Origin of the sequence: Duncaniella muris (assembly GCF_003024805.1) — a bacterium.
GTDB classification, from domain to species: domain Bacteria; phylum Bacteroidota; class Bacteroidia; order Bacteroidales; family Muribaculaceae; genus Duncaniella; species Duncaniella muris.
The window spans coordinates 20040-36670 of sequence record NZ_PUEC01000028.1 but is presented as its reverse complement, the minus strand read 5'-3'; the positions used below and the strand labels follow the sequence as shown (position 1 = coordinate 36670).

The following is a 16631-nucleotide window of genomic DNA, read 5'->3' as shown; positions in this document are numbered from 1 at the left end:
ACCACCGACCTATGCAGACCCTTCGCTGTTGCGTGATCGACGACGAGCCCCTGGCATCAGGCCTCATCCGTTCATATATCGAAAAGACACCGTTTCTTGAAATCGCCGGCGAATTTTCATCGCCTCGCGACGCTATCTACACCATTCTCAACAACGATATCGACATCGTATTTCTCGACATACAGATACCCCAGCTGAACGGCATCGAATTTGCCCGGATCATCCCTGCCGACACCCGCATCATATTTACTACGGCATATTCAGACTACGCGGTTGAAGGTTTCCGGGTCAACGCACTCGACTATCTGCTCAAACCGGTCAGCTACGAGGAATTTCTTGCAGCCGCAAGGCGCGCCCTTGCCTGGTACGAGATGAAACACCAGTCCGATTCCTCAAAACTGCAATCGCAGGTCTCTTCACCGGAAAAGGCAGGAGAATATATAATCGTCAAAAGCGAATACAAGCTGGTGCAGGTCCGCATCGCCGACATCCTCTATATCGAAGGCCTGAAAGACTACGTCAAAATCTACGTCGAAGGATCAGAGAAATCCATAATGACACTCCTGAGTATGAAAGCGCTCGAACAGACGCTGCCTTCCGACTTATTCATGCGTGTCCACCGGTCATACATTGTAAATCTATCCAGGATCAAAGTAATTGAGCGCAACCGCATCATTTTCGGGCGCACACAGATCCCGGTATCCGAAAGCTACAAAGACACTTTCGCAGAATTCATATCCAGGCGCACTTTGGGCTGAAACCGCCCTTCCCCACTCCCCCCTACTTTACGGCGCAGAGCAGAAGCAGCCATAAACAATGCAGGGCCGGTCATCTCGACCAACCCTGCATTGCTTTATACCTTCTCCGTCCAAAGCTAATAAAGACGGACTAATTACAAAATAGAAGCTTTAACTAATATTGCATTCGTACTATCTTTTACTTCTCGCGATTCAAACCATCGCGATTTCTCGTTGTGCTGTTTATAAGACGAAAGTACCATGTCCAAAGTTACACTCCACCCGATCTTTTAACCTAAGTTAACTAAAACCACACTCAAACGTCAGGCTCTGACCGCTTTTAAACCATCTGATGACTCCAAGTGTTAAACAGACAAGTCACTTGTCAAACTATTATCCGCTTTTGAGCAAATCAGAAAAAAATGAAGAGAATCGTAATCATGGGCGCCACATCCGGAATCGGACTCCGTGTGGCAGAAATCTTCGCGAAAGCCGGCTGGCTCGTAGGAGCCGCAGGGCGCAATGAGAAAGTCATGCGCAAACTTCAGTCAGACTTTCCTGACCGCATCCGCTATGCGCGGATCAACATTGACGACGCTGCATCTCCCTCCCACCTCCGTGATCTCATCGGAAGGCTCGGCGGAATGGACATATATCTTCATGTGGCAGGCATCGGATATGAAAACGAGACTCTTGTGACAGACCATGATGTGGCCACCGCACAGACTAATGTGGTCGGCTTCACCCGCATGATCGACACTGCCTTCAGATATTTCCGTGAACACGGAGGCCGCGGGCGCATCGCAGCCGTGACATCCGTGGCCGGCACCAAAGGAATCGGACAGCTCGCATCCTATTCTTCATCCAAAAAATATCAGCAGGCTTATCTGACCGCTCTCGACCAGCTCGCCGGGATGCAGAATCTCGACATTTCATTCACTGACATCCGCCCAGGATGGATACGCACCCCGCTGCTTAACCCTGACAGAGTCTACCCGATGACAATGAGCCTTGACCATGCAGTTGCAAGCATTGTCCGCGCTATAATAAAGCGCCGTAGGCTGTGTATCGTGGACTGGAGATGGAATCTTGCAGTCAGACTCTGGAGTCTCCTCCCCGACCGCATCTGGGAGCGCATTCCGGTCAATGTCTCCGCTCCCGCCACTCCTGCCCAGGAGAAAACAGACGCATCCGTCGAAAAGTCGCTCAGCCAGCCGGAACCGCCAGCCGAAGTCAAAGATCCGATAGATAAAAGCGTAACCGCATAAGGCATCATAACCACATCCCCCGCACATCGCCGGAATCAGATCACGGTTGAATGTGCGGGGGATGTCGTGTGGTATATATTGTGTCCGGAAGCCGCTTATTTCACACGAATCATATATTTCAGTGAAATCTCGATCGAATTATTACGTGAGGCAGCAAAGAAGTCACGCTTTGAATCCTTGAAGATATTTCCCAGGCCAAAATAGTAGCGGCCTTCGAGCATTATGGAGTGTCGGCGCTTTATCACAATCTCCATACCGGCCCCACCGACAATACCGTAGTCAAACTTGCGGTCTACAGCCATTGCCAACTGCTCATTAGTTCGAGAGCCTTGCGGGAAATTAGGTATATTTTTATAGTTGTCATAATCGAAATTTGCATCGATCGAACTGCCGAGCAAAAATCCCACCTCCGGTCCGAGATTGAAAAAACCGCGAAATTTCTGTGACCCGAAATAGATATGTGTCATCACCGGAATAGAGACATAGGTCAGAGTGCGTGAATAACTGAACTCCGGCGCCTCGTCCTTGGCAAAATCCTCGGCCCATCCACGCTGCGTCACGTTGATTTCTCCGATCAGACCGAAGATCTTCTCCTCCGTGTAGCGGCAGGCAAGGCCCATAGTGAGCCCCTGGGTGAACTTCTGATGCACCTCAGGGCTGAATGACATGCGCGACAATGTCGCTCCGGCCTTTCCTCCTATCGAAAAGTTGGGCGAATATTCTCTCTGGGCCATCACACTGACAGGCAGCAGAAGTGCCAGCGCAACAAGCACCCGTCCGGCAATCATACGAAATACCTTACCTGCCATCAGAGATTGATTTTTTCAATTAAACCGCCGGTGCGGAAGTTGATCAGATAGAGCACATTGTTGCACTGTCCCTCGGCTCCTTCCGGGGTTGTGAACGAATAGCCGTTCTGCACACCGTCATAGCGTGCCACCGGGTTCTTGAGATAATCCAGCACAAACATGCCTGTATCGAAACCGAGCAGTCCCTGACGCGGTATGGCATTTTCCATTCCGGCTCCATACCAGCCTTTGAAACGGTCTTCCATGCGACGTGTGCGCACATTGTCATCATCGACAAAGAAACGCGAATACACCGTGGTGTTGAGATTGTGCATGTTCTGCAGAGTCTCGCCGCGGAATGTCACCCACTCCGGATAGCCGACAAGCTTGACCATCGGGAGTCCGGCCTCGTCGCGCCACTCTATGACAGCGGGCATTATGCGGTTGAGATCGCTCTGACGGGCCGACAGTGGTATAAACGTATAGTTCCCGTCAGACTTCAGGCTTTTAAGATCAGCCGGAGTCAGTTTCGCCTCGGCTGTGATGGTCTTCCACTCAATTCCTTTTGACTCAAGACGCGATTTGAGCGCCGAGATAAAATCAGATTTGTCTGCATTCGCGCCGTCTGCCAGAGATACAAAGACGGGAGTTGAATATGCCAGCCGTCCGGCAATTGCTTCGGCGGCTTTGTCAATCATTTGCTGCGAAGGTATGTTTCCCTGCATCACGGCAGGATTAGTCTGATAGCATTCATCGCGGACTATAAAAGCGTTGAGCACTTTTATGCCGTTATCACGCCCGAATTCACCGAGTATAGCCAGCTGGTCTGACGAATCGGGGGCTATTATCATGCGATGAGCTTTCAAGGTGCTGTCAGAAGTCAGCTGACGGACTTTCGCAGTGGACCCTTCAGTGTCATAGGCAGTCACTTTTACCGGGACTCCATTGTGGCGCATACTGTCTACGGCAATCAGAAATCCTTTATAGAATTCAGTGTAGCGCTGCGCGCTCTTTGAGGGTGTTTCTTCCTTGAGCATAAACGGCAATACCACCGCTACCGAAAGCTCCTCTTTAGCCTCCGGAGTCACACCGGATGCACGGGCAAGGTCATCGACTGAGACCGTGCCGTCAGTTCCGACCGGAATCAGGCCTGATGGAGAAGCCTGCTGCTCTGCCGCTACTGCTCCCTGCGGAGCCGGAATGCTCAGCACCTGGCCTTCTTTCAGGATCGTAATACCCGGATTGGCGGCTTCAAGCTGCTCCACAGTGATTCCGTGGGCATTGGCTATGGAATAAAACGTCTCTTTCTTCTTTACTATATAGCCTTCAGGAGCTGTGCGGATTACCGTGGTGCCCTGCGAGGCTGCTCCGGGAGCCGCCGTATTGGCCGCAGAATTATCTTCGCCGACAACCGGAGCGGTCAGATGAAGAGTCTGGCCGGCCTTCAGCCCTTCGCGGACCACGGGGTTCTGCTCGATCAGCGCTTCGGTGCTTATTCCGTATTTTTTAGCGATTCCATAGATAGTCTCCCCTTTTGCCACGGTATGGCTCAGCATACGCACTCCGTGACGGTTGGCATTGTCCGGAGTCAGCACCTCGCTCTCTTCAACCGGGAAGAACAGCATCGAGCCTGACTTCAGTCCGTCGGCCACTGAGGGGTTAAACTTCACAAGCTCGTCTTTGCTGATGCCGAACTTATGGCAGAGAGAATAAATGGTCTCCTTGTTCTCTACGGTATAATAATGGTATGAACGTCCGTTTATCTCTTTGACAGGCAGATCTTTCACTGCGGCGTCAGCCGTAATGCCTGCAGCCAATGCAAGAGAACAGAGGGCAGATATGGTCAGTCTACGAAATTTCATGTGCTTATGGCTAAAAACTTCCACAAAGATACATCAAATTCTTTGATGTATCTTTACTTTTAACACCGATTATACGGAATTTTTTGGAGTCAATAAAAAAATGGGGGGTTAAGATCCACATCGAAAAGAACTTCTGCAAAGATACACCCCCGCCCTCCCGAAAGAGAGCGATAAAGCGAAGGCACCCTATTCGGAGCGGTAAATCGGTGTCCTCGACCGGACACCGATTTACCGCCCCGGATGGCTACGCAAGACCGGTTCAAAAACATCACATATATATAAAGAAGCCGGCGTCCTGCAGACAAATGCTGCAGGACGCCGGTTGATTCTTTGAATCCGTGAAGAATGAATTATTTCTTCTTGCGGTTGCCGTAACGGCTCATGAACTTGTCCACGCGACCGGCGGTATCGACAAGCTTCTGCTTACCGGTGAAGAAGGGGTGTGACGAGCTGGTGATTTCAAGCTTAACCAGGGGATAGGTCACGCCGTCAACTTCGATTGTTTCCTTTGAGGCTACAGTGGAACGAGTGATGAAGATTTCATCGTTCGACATGTCCTTGAATACTACTTCGCGGTAGTTGGAAGGATGGAGATCTGCTTTCATTTTATTTCGTGATTTTTTTGTTGTCAGAAGTTATCGTTGCGCTGGTAGGACGCGTAGATTCGTAATGGCGGTGCAAAGGTAAGGATTTTAATTTATTTATCAAAACTTTTCTGCCATTATGAACCGAGAAATTATTATTGTGCAAGAATTTGCAGGCAATTGCGGATTGTAGACTCAATCGGGCGGCTGCTATTCTGTGTAGAAATCGATCAGGCGGCTCATGGCTCTGCGGCAGGCCGGACAGAAGTCCGGAGCTGTGTTGGTGCGCATGCGGCAGTCATCGGCCGGACGATATACTCCATGAAAAGAGTACCCCCCTCCTTCATAAAGTCCTACCGGCCATTTCGACGCTTCCGATACCGGTGTGGGCTGCGGCGTTCCTTTGGGAATCAGATCTTTCCACTTGCTTTCAAAATCCACAAGTGTGGTGATGTTCGGTTCCCAAGGCTCCACATCTGCGGGATAGGCCTCGTCATTGGCCTCGGTCTCGTAGAAATATTCATCGGCCAGACCGCCGAAACTATGGCCGAATTCATGAACAACCACAGGCCGGAAATTCGCATGTCGCGATGTGGTCAGCGTATAGCTGTTATATATGCCTCCGCCGCCATACTCCGGAGTGTTTGCCAGAATTATGATATGTTCATAGGGTATTCTGGCCAAAGAGTCATGAATATCCCTGACATGCAGGCTCGTCAGATAGCGGTCTGAATAGAATGTGCTGAAATGCGAAGAGAATGCTGTCGACTTCCATTCGCCCAGACGGGGCACACTGACTCCTGAGTCAGCCGAAGGAGTGGCCACGGCGACAAAATTGAACTTGTCGGCCCGCGACTTGAACGGTTCGTAGGAAAGTATGGCATCCACAGCCGTACGGGCATGACGATAGAAACTGTCCATCTCCGCTCTTGTATAGCCCTCTGCAAGAATAGCCACATCTATGGCGTTCTTCGGATCACCCCCACGGTGGATATAGCGGTGCTCCGCCACCCGGCCGTGGCCTTTCCTTGTAATCAGAATATCTTTCGGATCAAGCCTGTGGGTCATCGAGGCAATAGGCTTATGGCGGTTGTCAAGCAGCTCGATGCTTATGCGGGCAGGTGAGACCGGATAAGGCAGAAGCACCGTGTGCTCGAAAGCCTTGGCCACTTCTGAAGCCTCTGCGGTGGTAAGCCATTCATGATAAAGAGATGAGAAGGATGTGCGGTAGAGCGTGTCACCGTCTGCCTCCGAGACCATTGTGACCGTGCCGTTTCCGAGCAACGGCAGTTCCGACATTCTATGGCGTCGGCCGGCCCATCCGTCGATACCTGACTGACCGGCAAGAGAAACACCCCTGTCACCGGCCGGAGTGGCAGTAAAGAGATAGTCGACACGCAGAGTGCGGTCTTCAAACCTACGTCCGAAATCAGAAGAAGATGTCTCGCGGATCTGGGCGCTTTGTGCTCCTCCCTTCAGTCCGGCCTCCATTACTTCGGCAACCAGAGAATTCATATAGAGTTCAAGATTACTGTAGCCTGACTTACCAATGAGACTGCCGTCAGAAGCATTATCCGGATCAAGTCCGTTGGCCCTCTCCCAGTCATCGGGAATTCCATCGCCGTCAGTGTCAGCCGGAGCCACACCGCTGTTCAGGGCAGGCCAGCCGCGCGATCCGTCGGCATAGACAACCTCATCCTGAGTGTCAATGATGCCGTTTTTCCCGAATGACGCATTGCCCTCACGCACGTCACTGATGACAAGACTGTCATAGGCATCACGGCGAAGCGAAGCTCCGGCGCAGTCGAGCACCCGTTCATAGGCATCACGCGCCGTATGGGTAGTCACCGTCTCAAAGTCCATAGGCTCATTGAGACGGATTTCATCTGCTATGGATTTATCCCAATAACCATCGCAGCCGGCAGGTTTTATCTGGCGTCTGACACCTACGCCCCAGTTGTCGGCTCCGACTGCCGCAATGTCGTGGTTCTCGTTGCCGCTCACATAAAAGCGGCCCCATTTGTGAAGCATCGGGCGCCATACGTTCCAACCGATTTTCAGTTTATGTCCGTCGACTTCGATACTGTTGTCGGCCATGTCAATCTCAAAAACGCGGCCGCCGACACTCACGCGGTTCACACCCTTGCGCCCCTTGCCATCACGCAAGCCTTTGACATCATCGCGGCTCAGGCTTGTGCCGAACAGACGGTTATAGTCTTCAGCAAGACCGCGGCCGTTGAGACAATACTGCACGGTGCGGATTCCGGGACCGGCTATGCGCTCAGGCATGGTGTTTGTGGTCTTGCCGGGTTTGAAATAATTGTTGACTATGTTCACTGTCATGCCCTCGCCTCCATAACACCCGTTTGAACCGTAGTTATAGATCACGTTGTTACGCAGATCCATGCGCTCGTCAGTCTGGGTATGCGGGCTCGGACCGAGACGCGGTGTGCGCGACGTATGGTTTGCCACAAGGTTGTGATGATAGCTCGCGCCGCTGCCACCCCAGTTTCCGCCGTAGCCGTGGGCTCCTTTCTGATGGCCGCTGTTATGGAGACTGTGGGATGCGATGCACCACTGCACGGTAAAGTCGGTCATACCGTAGACCGAGATGCACTCGTCTATGCTCCAGCTCACAGAGCAATGGTCAACCATAACATTGCGATGACCGCTTCCGCCGAGTCCGTCGCCTTCGTGATGGGCCACTTCACGGTCGCCGAGACGAAAACGCATGAAACGGACTATCACATTGTCGGCCTGGATGAGAAACGGATAGTCGGCAATGCAGACACCATCGCCGGGTGCGGTCTGTCCGGCTATCGTCACATCTGGGTTTTCAAGCCGCAGGGGCGATTTCAGGAAAATAGTGCCGTCGACATCAAAAACGATTGTCCGCGGACCGGCCTGATTGCAGGCATAGCGGAATGAACCGGGCCGGTCATTGTCATCAAGAGTCGTGACATGATACACCCGCCCCCCACGGCCGCCGGTGGTCCACATGCCAAAACCCTCTGCACCTGGAAAAGCGGCTACCGAAGGTCTGATCCATACGGAGGGCACTGTTTCTTTTTGCATCACCTTACGCTGACGGTCAGGCTGCATCGAACGCGGGAATCCGTCAGGAGGCAAGGCATAGCCACTTGATGCCAGCAGTATGGCGGCTGTCAGCAAATTAATCCGTTTCATCATATACACTTTCATAAAATTCACGGCAGGAACGCCTTTTAAAGCGTCCCTGCCGTGAGAGTTAATATTTCATGTCCAAGGGATTGTCACCCCCTTATTATTTCACAATGAACTTCTTTCCGTCACGGATATAAATGCCGGGGAGCAGGGGCTCCTTGACTTCGACACCCATGATGTTGTAGATCTTACCGTTGCCCTGAGGCTTGGCGGGATCAATGACGATGTCCTCGATGCCTGACTGGTCTGCTTCCTTAGCCTTGATCATTATCTGAATAACGACTTCCGAGCCACCGAAAATGACTTTGACTTCATTTGAAGGTTCTGTGACATTGATTGTGTGCTTTGCCGCCTCATTGATATTTCTGATCGGAAAAACATAATCGTCAGCAGCAAATTTATCATTATTAACTGAAGCCACATATGACTGATTATTGTCATTGTTGGCCCAGCCGATAAAGGTCAGCTCAGTCGCAACCTTTCCTTCCGGAAGCTTTATTGTCCAGGTTCTGTTGCTTCCTGAGCCAAACTTCACATAGTCAGCTGTTGCAGATGAGCCGTTTGAATATTTTCGGCTGGCATCTGTACAAGAGACTGAGATTCCATCACTGAAAAGGAAAGGCTGGGGATCGTCTCTCATCATATGGCTGGTAGATTTTGAGATTTCATATTCGAAAGTCTCTACAACAGGCGCCTCGTATTTCGGGAGCTCGACAGCATCGTCAGCGAAAGTCAGATCGCCGTTGAGCATCTTGCCGGCCTCGTTCTGAGAGGCGGTGATATGTTCAACCAAAGAATTCAGATAAATCTCAAGATTAGTAAATCCTGATGCCGTGGCTTTGGCTCCGTCAGAAGGATCATTGGGATCAAGGCCATTTTCCTGCTCCCACTTGTCAGGCATGCCATCGCCGTCTGTATCTACAGGCGCAGCCACATTAGCAAGTATCGGAAGTTTGCCATTTTCTTCCAGTGCGGTTCCGGCAGGATATACTATATCATCAGGAGTGTTGATAAAACCTGCGTCAAGGCCTGATCCTGTAGAAGCTGCTTTATTATTTCGAGCCTCTTCGATGATCATTTTATCAAGAGCGTCACGTTTCAGAGAAGCTCCCGCATGATCAAGCACTTTAGCATAGGCATCTTTAGCACTATGGGTGGTGGTATAGACATATTCAATCGGGCGGTCAAGCTTCATATCATTTTTGATATTATTCTGAGAAGAGCTTACCGAAGCAAGTCCGTCCCATTCGCTCCAGGTGATCTGGTTATATATGCCCAAACCCCAGTTATCACCTTCCACCTGCCCGAAATTCGAGTTATTGTTTCCATCGACATAATATGTGCCGATCTTGTGCAATGCGGGCTTATAGGCATTCCAGGTGATAGTAAGAATCTTGCCATCTATATTGATTGTATTGTCATCCGCTATGTCATATGACCGTCCTGCAATCTGAACTCCGGGTCTGCCTTTGCTGAAATAGCCTTCTACATTGCCTTTATTGATAGAGGTACCCATCAGACTGTTATAAGACGCTGCGATCTTGTCTTTGTCAAGCACATAATCCACAGTGCGGATTCCGATTCCGGCAATGCGGAATCTCTTATTGTTGCTGCCATTGACATACTTATTTCCAGGTCCGGGCTTATAGTAATTATTGACAATGTTGACATTCATGCCCTCACCGCCGTAGCAACTTTCGCCAGAATAGTTGAACATGACATTGTTACGCATGTCCATCACCTCATTGAGCTGAGTGGTGGGACGCGGGCCAAGGCGCGGAGCACGCGATGTGTGGTGAGCAAGAAGATTGTGGTGATATGAACCATATTCGCCACCCCAGTTGCCACCATATCCGTGATTGCCTTTGCTGTGGCCCGAATTGACAAGGCTCTGAGATACGATACACCACTGGACTGTTGTGTTATGAGTACCGCTGAACGAAAGACATTCATCAATACTCCAGCTCACCGAGCAATGGTCAATGATGATGTCGCGCTGATCAAGGGCTCCAAGTCCATCCCAGCCGTCTGCACCATCTTTGGTCACGTTTTTGTTACCAAGACGGAAACGGATATAACGGATGATCACATTATTGGCCTTGATTGAAAACGGATAGTCGGTAATGCAGATGCCGTCACCGGGAGCGGTCTGGCCTGCGATGGTCACATTTCCGTTTTTCAGATCAAGAGCGCTTTCAAGATGAATGTTTCCTGACACTTCAAAAACGATTGTTCTTGCACCGGCCTGATTGCAGGCCCAACGCAATGTGCCTTCAGATCCGTCATCGGTTAGTTTTGTTACTTTAAGCACTTTTCCACCGCGACCACCTGACGTGTAGCGGCCATAGCCCTCGGCTCCCGGAAATGCTTCAAGACGATCTATGGTCTCGGCAAATCCGAACATAGAGCAGAGCAATGCCACCAAGGTGAATATTGCAAATCTTTTCATGTTGTGTAGATAAGGGGGTAAATTTGTTGTATAAGGTATAGAGTTTTAATTTAAGGCATTCTTTCTCAGTATGCAAAGATAGATGATTTTTCGGCCACAATCAAATAAAATCTACCATTTCCCGCATTTTTCGCATCAAAATCCGCAGTTTTGATGTTTATTAAGAATTGCTTTCAGATGCGTCTGGAGGATATTGAAAGACCTCTCATTCCGCGGCGAGACGGTAGATAGCCTCGGTGTCTTCTTTGCCAAGAGTGATATAGCCACCTATCTGCGGGCCTTTGTTTTCATGAAGCTTGCTGACGAGCAGGTTAAAATCAGGCGCTTCAATGCCGAGTGCTTTCATGGTGACTGGCAGACCGATCGAGCTGAAGAATCCGCGCAGGCAGCAGACGGTCTCGGTGGCCGCGGCTGTGTCATCATGCTCGTTCACGTCAAAGACCCTGCGGCCGAACTGCGCCACTTTGGCAGGCTTGATGCGTGACACATATTCGAGCCATGCAGGCACTATTACAGCGAGTCCGGCTCCGTGAGTCACTCCGTAGATGGCGCTCAGCTCATGCTCCATGAAATGAGAGGCCCAGTCTTCACGCCGTCCGCAACCGCAGATGCCGTTGTGGGCGAGAGTGCCGCTCCACATTATGTTGGCGCGGGCCTGGTAATCGTCAGGACAGGCCATGACCTTGGGGGCTTCCGCTATTATGGCTTTCAGCAGCCCTTCGGCCAAGCGGTCGGTCACCTCTACATCTTCCGTAGGGGAGAAATAACGCTCCATGATGTGGACCATCATGTCGGCGATGCCACTTGCCGTCTGATAGGGCGGAAGAGTAAATGTCAGTTCCGGGTTCAGGCAGGCGAATTTCGGCCGCAAAGCTGTATCGGTCCTGAGCGAGAGTTTCAACAGTCCGTCAAGACGGGTTATCACTGAGTTTCCGCTCCCCTCGCTGCCTGCGGCGGGAATGGTGAGCACCACTCCGAGAGGCAAGGCCGGTCCGACTACGGCTTTTCCGGCAAAGAAGTCCCAGAAGTCTCCGTCATAAGGCACTCCGCAGGCTATAGCCTTGGCAGTGTCAATCACAGAGCCTCCGCCTACAGCGAGCAAGGCATCTGCCCCACTCCGTCGACAACGGTCTATGCCTTCATAGACCAGATCGTCAGTCGGATTGGGCTTCACGCCTCCAAGGGAGATATGAGAAATGCCTTCAGCGTCGAGCGATGCAGTAACGCGGTCAAGCAGTCCGCTCTTCACCGCAGAGCCGCCGCCATAGACGATCATGACGTTTTTCCACTCCGCGTTTTTGCAAAGGCGTCCCACTTCATTCTCAACCCCTCGGCCAAACAGATAGCGCGTAGGGGTGCAAAAAGTGAAATTATCCATTGGTCATACATTATTAGAGGTTGTCTAAAAACAATAAACACGACAGAGGGACGCTTTTCAAAGCGCCTCCACAGCAGGCGACCGGTAATCGGCCGTCTGCGCGGGCGCTCTGAAATGCGTCCCCCTGCCGATATGTTTTCCATTGATTCAAACAATCAGGGAAAACATCAGGGAAATTCTATTATTCTTCTCCTTCAAGAAGCTCAAGCATCTTGATTGCCGAAACCGGAATGCGGGTACCGGGGCCGAAGATTGCGGCGACACCTGCCTTGTAAAGGAAATCATAGTCCTGAGCGGGAATAACACCGCCGGCAGTCACCATGATGTCCTCGCGGCCGAGTTTCTTGAGTTCCTCGATCACCTGCGGAATCAGGGTCTTGTGACCTGCTGCAAGTGAAGAGACACCGAGAATGTGGACGTCGTTCTCAACCGCCTGGCGGGCTGCTTCGGCGGGAGTCTGGAACAGCGGGCCCATGTCAACGTCAAAACCGCAGTCGGCATAGCCGGTGGCTACCACCTTGGCACCGCGGTCGTGACCGTCCTGGCCCATCTTGGCGATCATGATACGGGGTTGACGTCCTTCGCGCTTGGCGAATTCTTCGCACATCTGCTGAGCCTTCACGAAGTCAGGATCAGCCTTGGTTTCTGATGAGTACACGCCTGAAATGGTTCTGATTACTGCTTTGTAACGGCCTACGACGTCTTCGCAGGCATCGGAGATTTCGCCCAATGTGGCGCGCAGACCGGCAGCCTTGACAGCGAGGTCGAGGAGGTTGCCTTCCTTGGTGCGGACACACTCGGTGATGGCGGCGAGGGCTTTCTTGACTGCCTCTTCGTCGCGATGAGCCTTGAGGTCGACGAGACGGGCCACCTGGTCTTTGCGCACTTCGGTGTTGTCGATTTCAAGGATGTCGATGGGATCTTCGTGGTCGAGACGGTATTTGTTGATACCAACGATTGTCTGACGGCCTGAGTCGATACGGGCCTGAGTGCGGGCCGAGGCTTCTTCGATACGCATTTTGGGCAGACCTGATTCGATGGCCTTGGCCATACCGCCGAGTTTCTCGATTTCCTGGATGTGTTCCCAGGCACGGTGTGCGATCTCGTTTGTGAGGGCTTCCACATAGTAGCTGCCGCCCCAGGGATCGACCTGCTTGGTGACCATAGTCTCTTCCTGGATGTAGATCTGGGTGTTGCGGGCGATACGGGCGGAGAAGTCGGTCGGGAGGGCGATGGCTTCGTCAAGCGCGTTGGTGTGGAGCGACTGGGTGTGGCCGAGAGCGGCACCCATTGCCTCGATACATGTACGGCCCACGTTGTTGAAGGGGTCCTGCTCGGTAAGCGACCAGCCTGAAGTCTGAGAATGGGTGCGCAGGGCAAGCGATTTAGGGTTCTTCGGGTTGAACTGCTTGACGATCTTGGCCCAGAGAAGACGGGCCGCACGCATCTTGGCCACTTCCATGAAGTAGTTCATGCCAATAGCCCAGAAGAACGACAGACGCGGAGCGAAGGCGTCGATGTCGATGCCTGCATTGATACCGGCACGGAGATATTCGAGACCGTCAGCGAGAGTGTAGGCAAGCTCGATGTCGCATGTCGCACCGGCTTCCTGCATGTGGTAGCCGGAGATGGAGATCGAGTTAAATTTGGGCATGTTCTGCGAAGTGTATTCGAAGATGTCGGCGATGATTCGCATCGAGAATTCCGGCGGATATATATAGGTGTTGCGCACCATGAATTCCTTTAGGATGTCGTTCTGGATGGTACCGGCCATTTCTTCGAGTTTGGCTCCCTGTTCGAGACCTGCGTTGATATAGAATGCGAGCACGGGGAGAACGGCTCCGTTCATTGTCATGGAGACTGACATCTTGTTCAAGGGAATTCCCTCGAAAAGGACTTTCATGTCTTCAAGCGAGCAGATCGAAACGCCGGCTTTGCCCACGTCACCTACCACACGTTCGTGGTCTGCGTCATAGCCGCGGTGTGTGGCAAGGTCAAAGGCCACTGACAGACCCTTCTGACCGGCTGCAAGGTTGCGGCGGTAGAAGGCGTTTGACTCAGCTGCGGTGGAGAAGCCTGCATACTGGCGGATGGTCCAGGGGCGCAGAGGATACATGGCGCTGTACGGGCCACGGAGGAAGGGAGGAATACCTGACACGTAGTTGAGGTGTTCGAGTCCTTCAAGATCCTGCTTGGTATAGATGGGCTTGACGGGGATAAGTTCCGGGGTGATCCAGTCTTCCCCCTGAGTTTCGGGGACACGGAGATCGCCGAAAGCGTCGTTAACGATGTCTATTTCTTTGAAATTGGGTTTCATGTCTGAATGTTGATGGGGGTTGACGTATTACTTCTTGAGGAGTTTGTCATTGAAAGCGCGGAGTGTGTCGAGCACATTGCAACGCACATGAACGAAGTCGTTGATTCCGATTGCCTTGAGATCGTCGGTGCAGGCAGGTGCGCCGGCAACTACGAATTCAGCGCGTCCGTCGAGATATTTGAATGCAGCGGGTGCGAATTCGGCATATTCGTCGTCGCTTGAGCAGAGCACCACGATGTCGGCACCCTTTTCAAGAGCTGCGTCAACGCCCTGTTCTACAGTGTCAAAGCCAAGGTTGTCAATGATCTCATAGCCTGCACAGCCGAAGAAGTTGGTGGAGAACTGCGCGCGGGCAAGACGCATGGCAAGATTTCCGATGGTCAGCATGAACACTTTCGGACGGTTTGAAGCGGCTTCTGTGGCAAGACGGAGTGATTCAAAGTCACTTGCAGCGCGCTTGGTGGGGAGTCCGGCGGGAGTTTCGCATCCGTCGCCCTGACCGCCACAGGCGCAGGCAAGCGAGCCTTTGAGATCCACGATCTTGTCGGCAGCCATTTCGTTGATATTGGGATACTGGTTGGTTCCGAGAAGTATCTCTTTGCGGCGGGCCACGTCGGTGTGACGCTTTTCGGCGCTTTCACGGATCACTTTCTGAACCTCGTCATTGTTGCAGCAGGCAAGGAAGCCGCCCTTGTCTTCTACTTCAAGGAAGAGTTTCCAGGCTTCTTTCGCGATTGAGACAGTGAGGGTCTCCACATAGTAGCTGCCGCCGGCAGGGTCGATCACCTTGTCAAGATGGCTTTCTTCTTTCAGAAGGAACTGCTGGTTGCGGGCAATTCGTTCAGAGAATTCATCGGGTGTCTTATAGGGAAGATCGAAGGGAAGCGATGTGATGGAGTCAACACCGGCAAGAGCTGCTGACATGGCCTCGGTCTGAGAACGGAGCAGGTTGACGTGTGCATCGTAAAGAGTCTGATTGAAGCGTGAGGTAGAGGCGTGGGCCATCATCTTTGCGGCTTCGTCTGACGCGCCATACTGCTTGACAATCTGGGCCCAGAGCATACGGGCTGCGCGGAACTTCGCGAGTTCCATGAAGAAGTTCGACGAGATGCCCATGTTGAACTTGATGCGGGCAGCTACCTCGTCGGCGCTGCGGCCAGCCTCGGTCAGGAGTGTCAGCCACTGTGCGCCCCATGAAAGAGCATAGCCGAGTTCCTGGAAAATGTAAGCTCCGGCATTGGAAAGCATGTCGCTGTCAACTGAAAGGACACGGAGACCGGCAACTTCCTTGACAGCGTCAAGCAGTTCGCATGACATTGAAGCGAGAACCGCAGCCTCGAACGCCACACCCTTGCGCAGGGGTTTGCGGAAAGGATTGAAATCAATCGAGCCTTTGAATGTTTCGGCACAGCCGTTGGCTTTGATATATTCGACAAGAGCCTTTGCCAGAGGAAGGGCCTTCTTGATGCAGCAGGTGAAGTTTACCTCAACCTTGCCGAGATCAATGCCCTTGAGAAGAATCTGAAGTGTTTCGGCAGTCGGTTCGTCAACATGGAAACCGAGTGAAGTGACACCTTTGGTCAGGACATCAAGTGCTTTTTCATTTGCTTCGGCGGGAGTCTCGGCGATGATTTCCTGGCGGGTGAGCCAGTCATTGTCAGTGCGTGTTCCTCGCACATAGGGAAATTCACCGGGAAGCGAATTGGTGGTCTTGAGATCTTCGATGTCCTCCAGACGATACATCGGCTGAACATTGAAGCCTTCGTTGGTGCGCCACACGAGTTTCTTGTCAAACGGTGCGCCCTTAAGGTCAGCTTCCACCTTGGCTTTCCACTCTGCGGTGCTCACGGGAGGAAACTGTTCAAACAATTTTTCTTTCTTTTCTGCCATGATTATGGTATTAAATATACTGTTCAGGGTTTAGAGGTTGTTTTTAAACAACCTCTTAGAAAGCAACCTGAGAGGTTAACAATCTTCGTGCAAAGATAATTGGAAACTTCCTAAAAGCAAAGAAAATAGAAAGAAAAATAAGCAGAAACAGCGCCCGTGGAGGCGCTATTTGCAA

At 51.8% G+C, this 16631-nt stretch carries 9 protein-coding genes and 2 pseudogenes; 2 read left to right on the top strand and 9 right to left on the bottom strand.

Features of this window, described 5'->3' with window-relative positions:
• The first annotated feature begins 11 nt into the window (after nucleotides 1-11).
• Together C5O23_RS11170 and C5O23_RS11165 are read left to right on the top strand one after the other, a co-directional pair.
• Nucleotides 12-758, top strand: coding sequence for a LytR/AlgR family response regulator transcription factor (locus C5O23_RS11170; RefSeq protein WP_107033026.1), 747 nt, complete (start codon nucleotides 12-14; stop codon nucleotides 756-758).
• 401 nt (nucleotides 759-1159) lie between these two features.
• On the top strand, nucleotides 1160-2005 hold the full coding sequence (locus tag C5O23_RS11165; RefSeq protein ID WP_107033025.1) for an SDR family NAD(P)-dependent oxidoreductase: 846 nt from the start codon (nucleotides 1160-1162) through the stop codon (nucleotides 2003-2005).
• 95 nt (nucleotides 2006-2100) lie between these two features.
• Here the strand turns inward: C5O23_RS11165 and C5O23_RS11160 are convergent, their stop codons facing one another.
• The 9 genes and pseudogenes from C5O23_RS11160 to mutA form a co-directional block, all read right to left on the bottom strand.
• Entirely contained in the window at nucleotides 2101-2814 is a 714-nt protein-coding gene (locus C5O23_RS11160) for a porin family protein (RefSeq protein WP_240597811.1), read from the bottom strand.
• Nucleotides 2814-4655 carry a lytic transglycosylase gene (locus tag C5O23_RS11155; RefSeq protein ID WP_107033023.1) on the bottom strand — a complete coding sequence of 614 codons (1842 nt, stop codon included), beginning with the start codon at nucleotides 4653-4655 and terminating at the stop codon, nucleotides 2814-2816. Before C5O23_RS11155 ends, C5O23_RS11160 begins: the two co-directional genes overlap by 1 nt.
• A gap of 350 nt (nucleotides 4656-5005) precedes the next feature.
• Complete coding sequence (locus C5O23_RS11150; RefSeq protein WP_107033022.1) at nucleotides 5006-5260, bottom strand: type B 50S ribosomal protein L31; 255 nt, start codon at nucleotides 5258-5260, stop codon at nucleotides 5006-5008.
• 189 nt (nucleotides 5261-5449) lie between these two features.
• On the bottom strand, nucleotides 5450-6730 hold the full coding sequence (locus C5O23_RS14615; RefSeq protein ID WP_107033038.1) for a M64 family metallopeptidase: 1281 nt from the start codon (nucleotides 6728-6730) through the stop codon (nucleotides 5450-5452).
• A 708-nt stretch (nucleotides 6731-7438) separates the two neighbouring features.
• Nucleotides 7439-8314, bottom strand: a pseudogene (locus C5O23_RS14675) (pectate lyase family protein); the annotation flags it as partial.
• A 1663-nt stretch (nucleotides 8315-9977) separates the two neighbouring features.
• Nucleotides 9978-10826: pseudogene (locus tag C5O23_RS14670) on the bottom strand (pectate lyase family protein); the annotation flags it as partial.
• Nucleotides 10827-11076: 250 nt separating this feature from the next.
• Entirely contained in the window at nucleotides 11077-12249 is a 1173-nt protein-coding gene (locus C5O23_RS11135) for an iron-containing alcohol dehydrogenase (protein ID WP_107033020.1), read from the bottom strand.
• Nucleotides 12250-12430: 181 nt separating this feature from the next.
• Nucleotides 12431-14566 (bottom strand): methylmalonyl-CoA mutase, encoded by a 2136-nt coding sequence (gene scpA, locus C5O23_RS11130; RefSeq protein WP_107033019.1) that lies wholly within the window; start codon nucleotides 14564-14566, stop codon nucleotides 12431-12433.
• A gap of 27 nt (nucleotides 14567-14593) precedes the next feature.
• On the bottom strand, nucleotides 14594-16456 hold the full coding sequence (mutA, locus tag C5O23_RS11125; RefSeq protein WP_107033018.1) for a methylmalonyl-CoA mutase small subunit: 1863 nt from the start codon (nucleotides 16454-16456) through the stop codon (nucleotides 14594-14596).
• Nucleotides 16457-16631: the final 175 nt, after the last annotated feature.

What these genes read in the sequence shown, in the direction of transcription:
- C5O23_RS11170 (WP_107033026.1), top strand. Translation starts at nt 12, where the DNA reads ATGCAGACCCTTCGCTGTTGCGTGATCGACGACGAGCCCCTGGCATCA.
- C5O23_RS11165 (WP_107033025.1), top strand. Translation starts at nt 1,160, where the DNA reads ATGAAGAGAATCGTAATCATGGGCGCCACATCCGGAATCGGACTCCGT.
- C5O23_RS11160 (WP_240597811.1), bottom strand. Translation starts at nt 2,814, where the DNA reads ATGGCAGGTAAGGTATTTCGTATGATTGCCGGACGGGTGCTTGTTGCG.
- C5O23_RS11155 (WP_107033023.1), bottom strand. Translation starts at nt 4,655, where the DNA reads ATGAAATTTCGTAGACTGACCATATCTGCCCTCTGTTCTCTTGCATTG.
- C5O23_RS11150 (WP_107033022.1), bottom strand. Translation starts at nt 5,260, where the DNA reads ATGAAAGCAGATCTCCATCCTTCCAACTACCGCGAAGTAGTATTCAAG.
- C5O23_RS14615 (WP_107033038.1), bottom strand. Translation starts at nt 6,730, where the DNA reads ATGGAGGCCGGACTGAAGGGAGGAGCACAAAGCGCCCAGATCCGCGAG.
- C5O23_RS11135 (WP_107033020.1), bottom strand. Translation starts at nt 12,249, where the DNA reads ATGGATAATTTCACTTTTTGCACCCCTACGCGCTATCTGTTTGGCCGA.
- scpA (WP_107033019.1), bottom strand. Translation starts at nt 14,566, where the DNA reads ATGAAACCCAATTTCAAAGAAATAGACATCGTTAACGACGCTTTCGGC.
- mutA (WP_107033018.1), bottom strand. Translation starts at nt 16,456, where the DNA reads ATGGCAGAAAAGAAAGAAAAATTGTTTGAACAGTTTCCTCCCGTGAGC.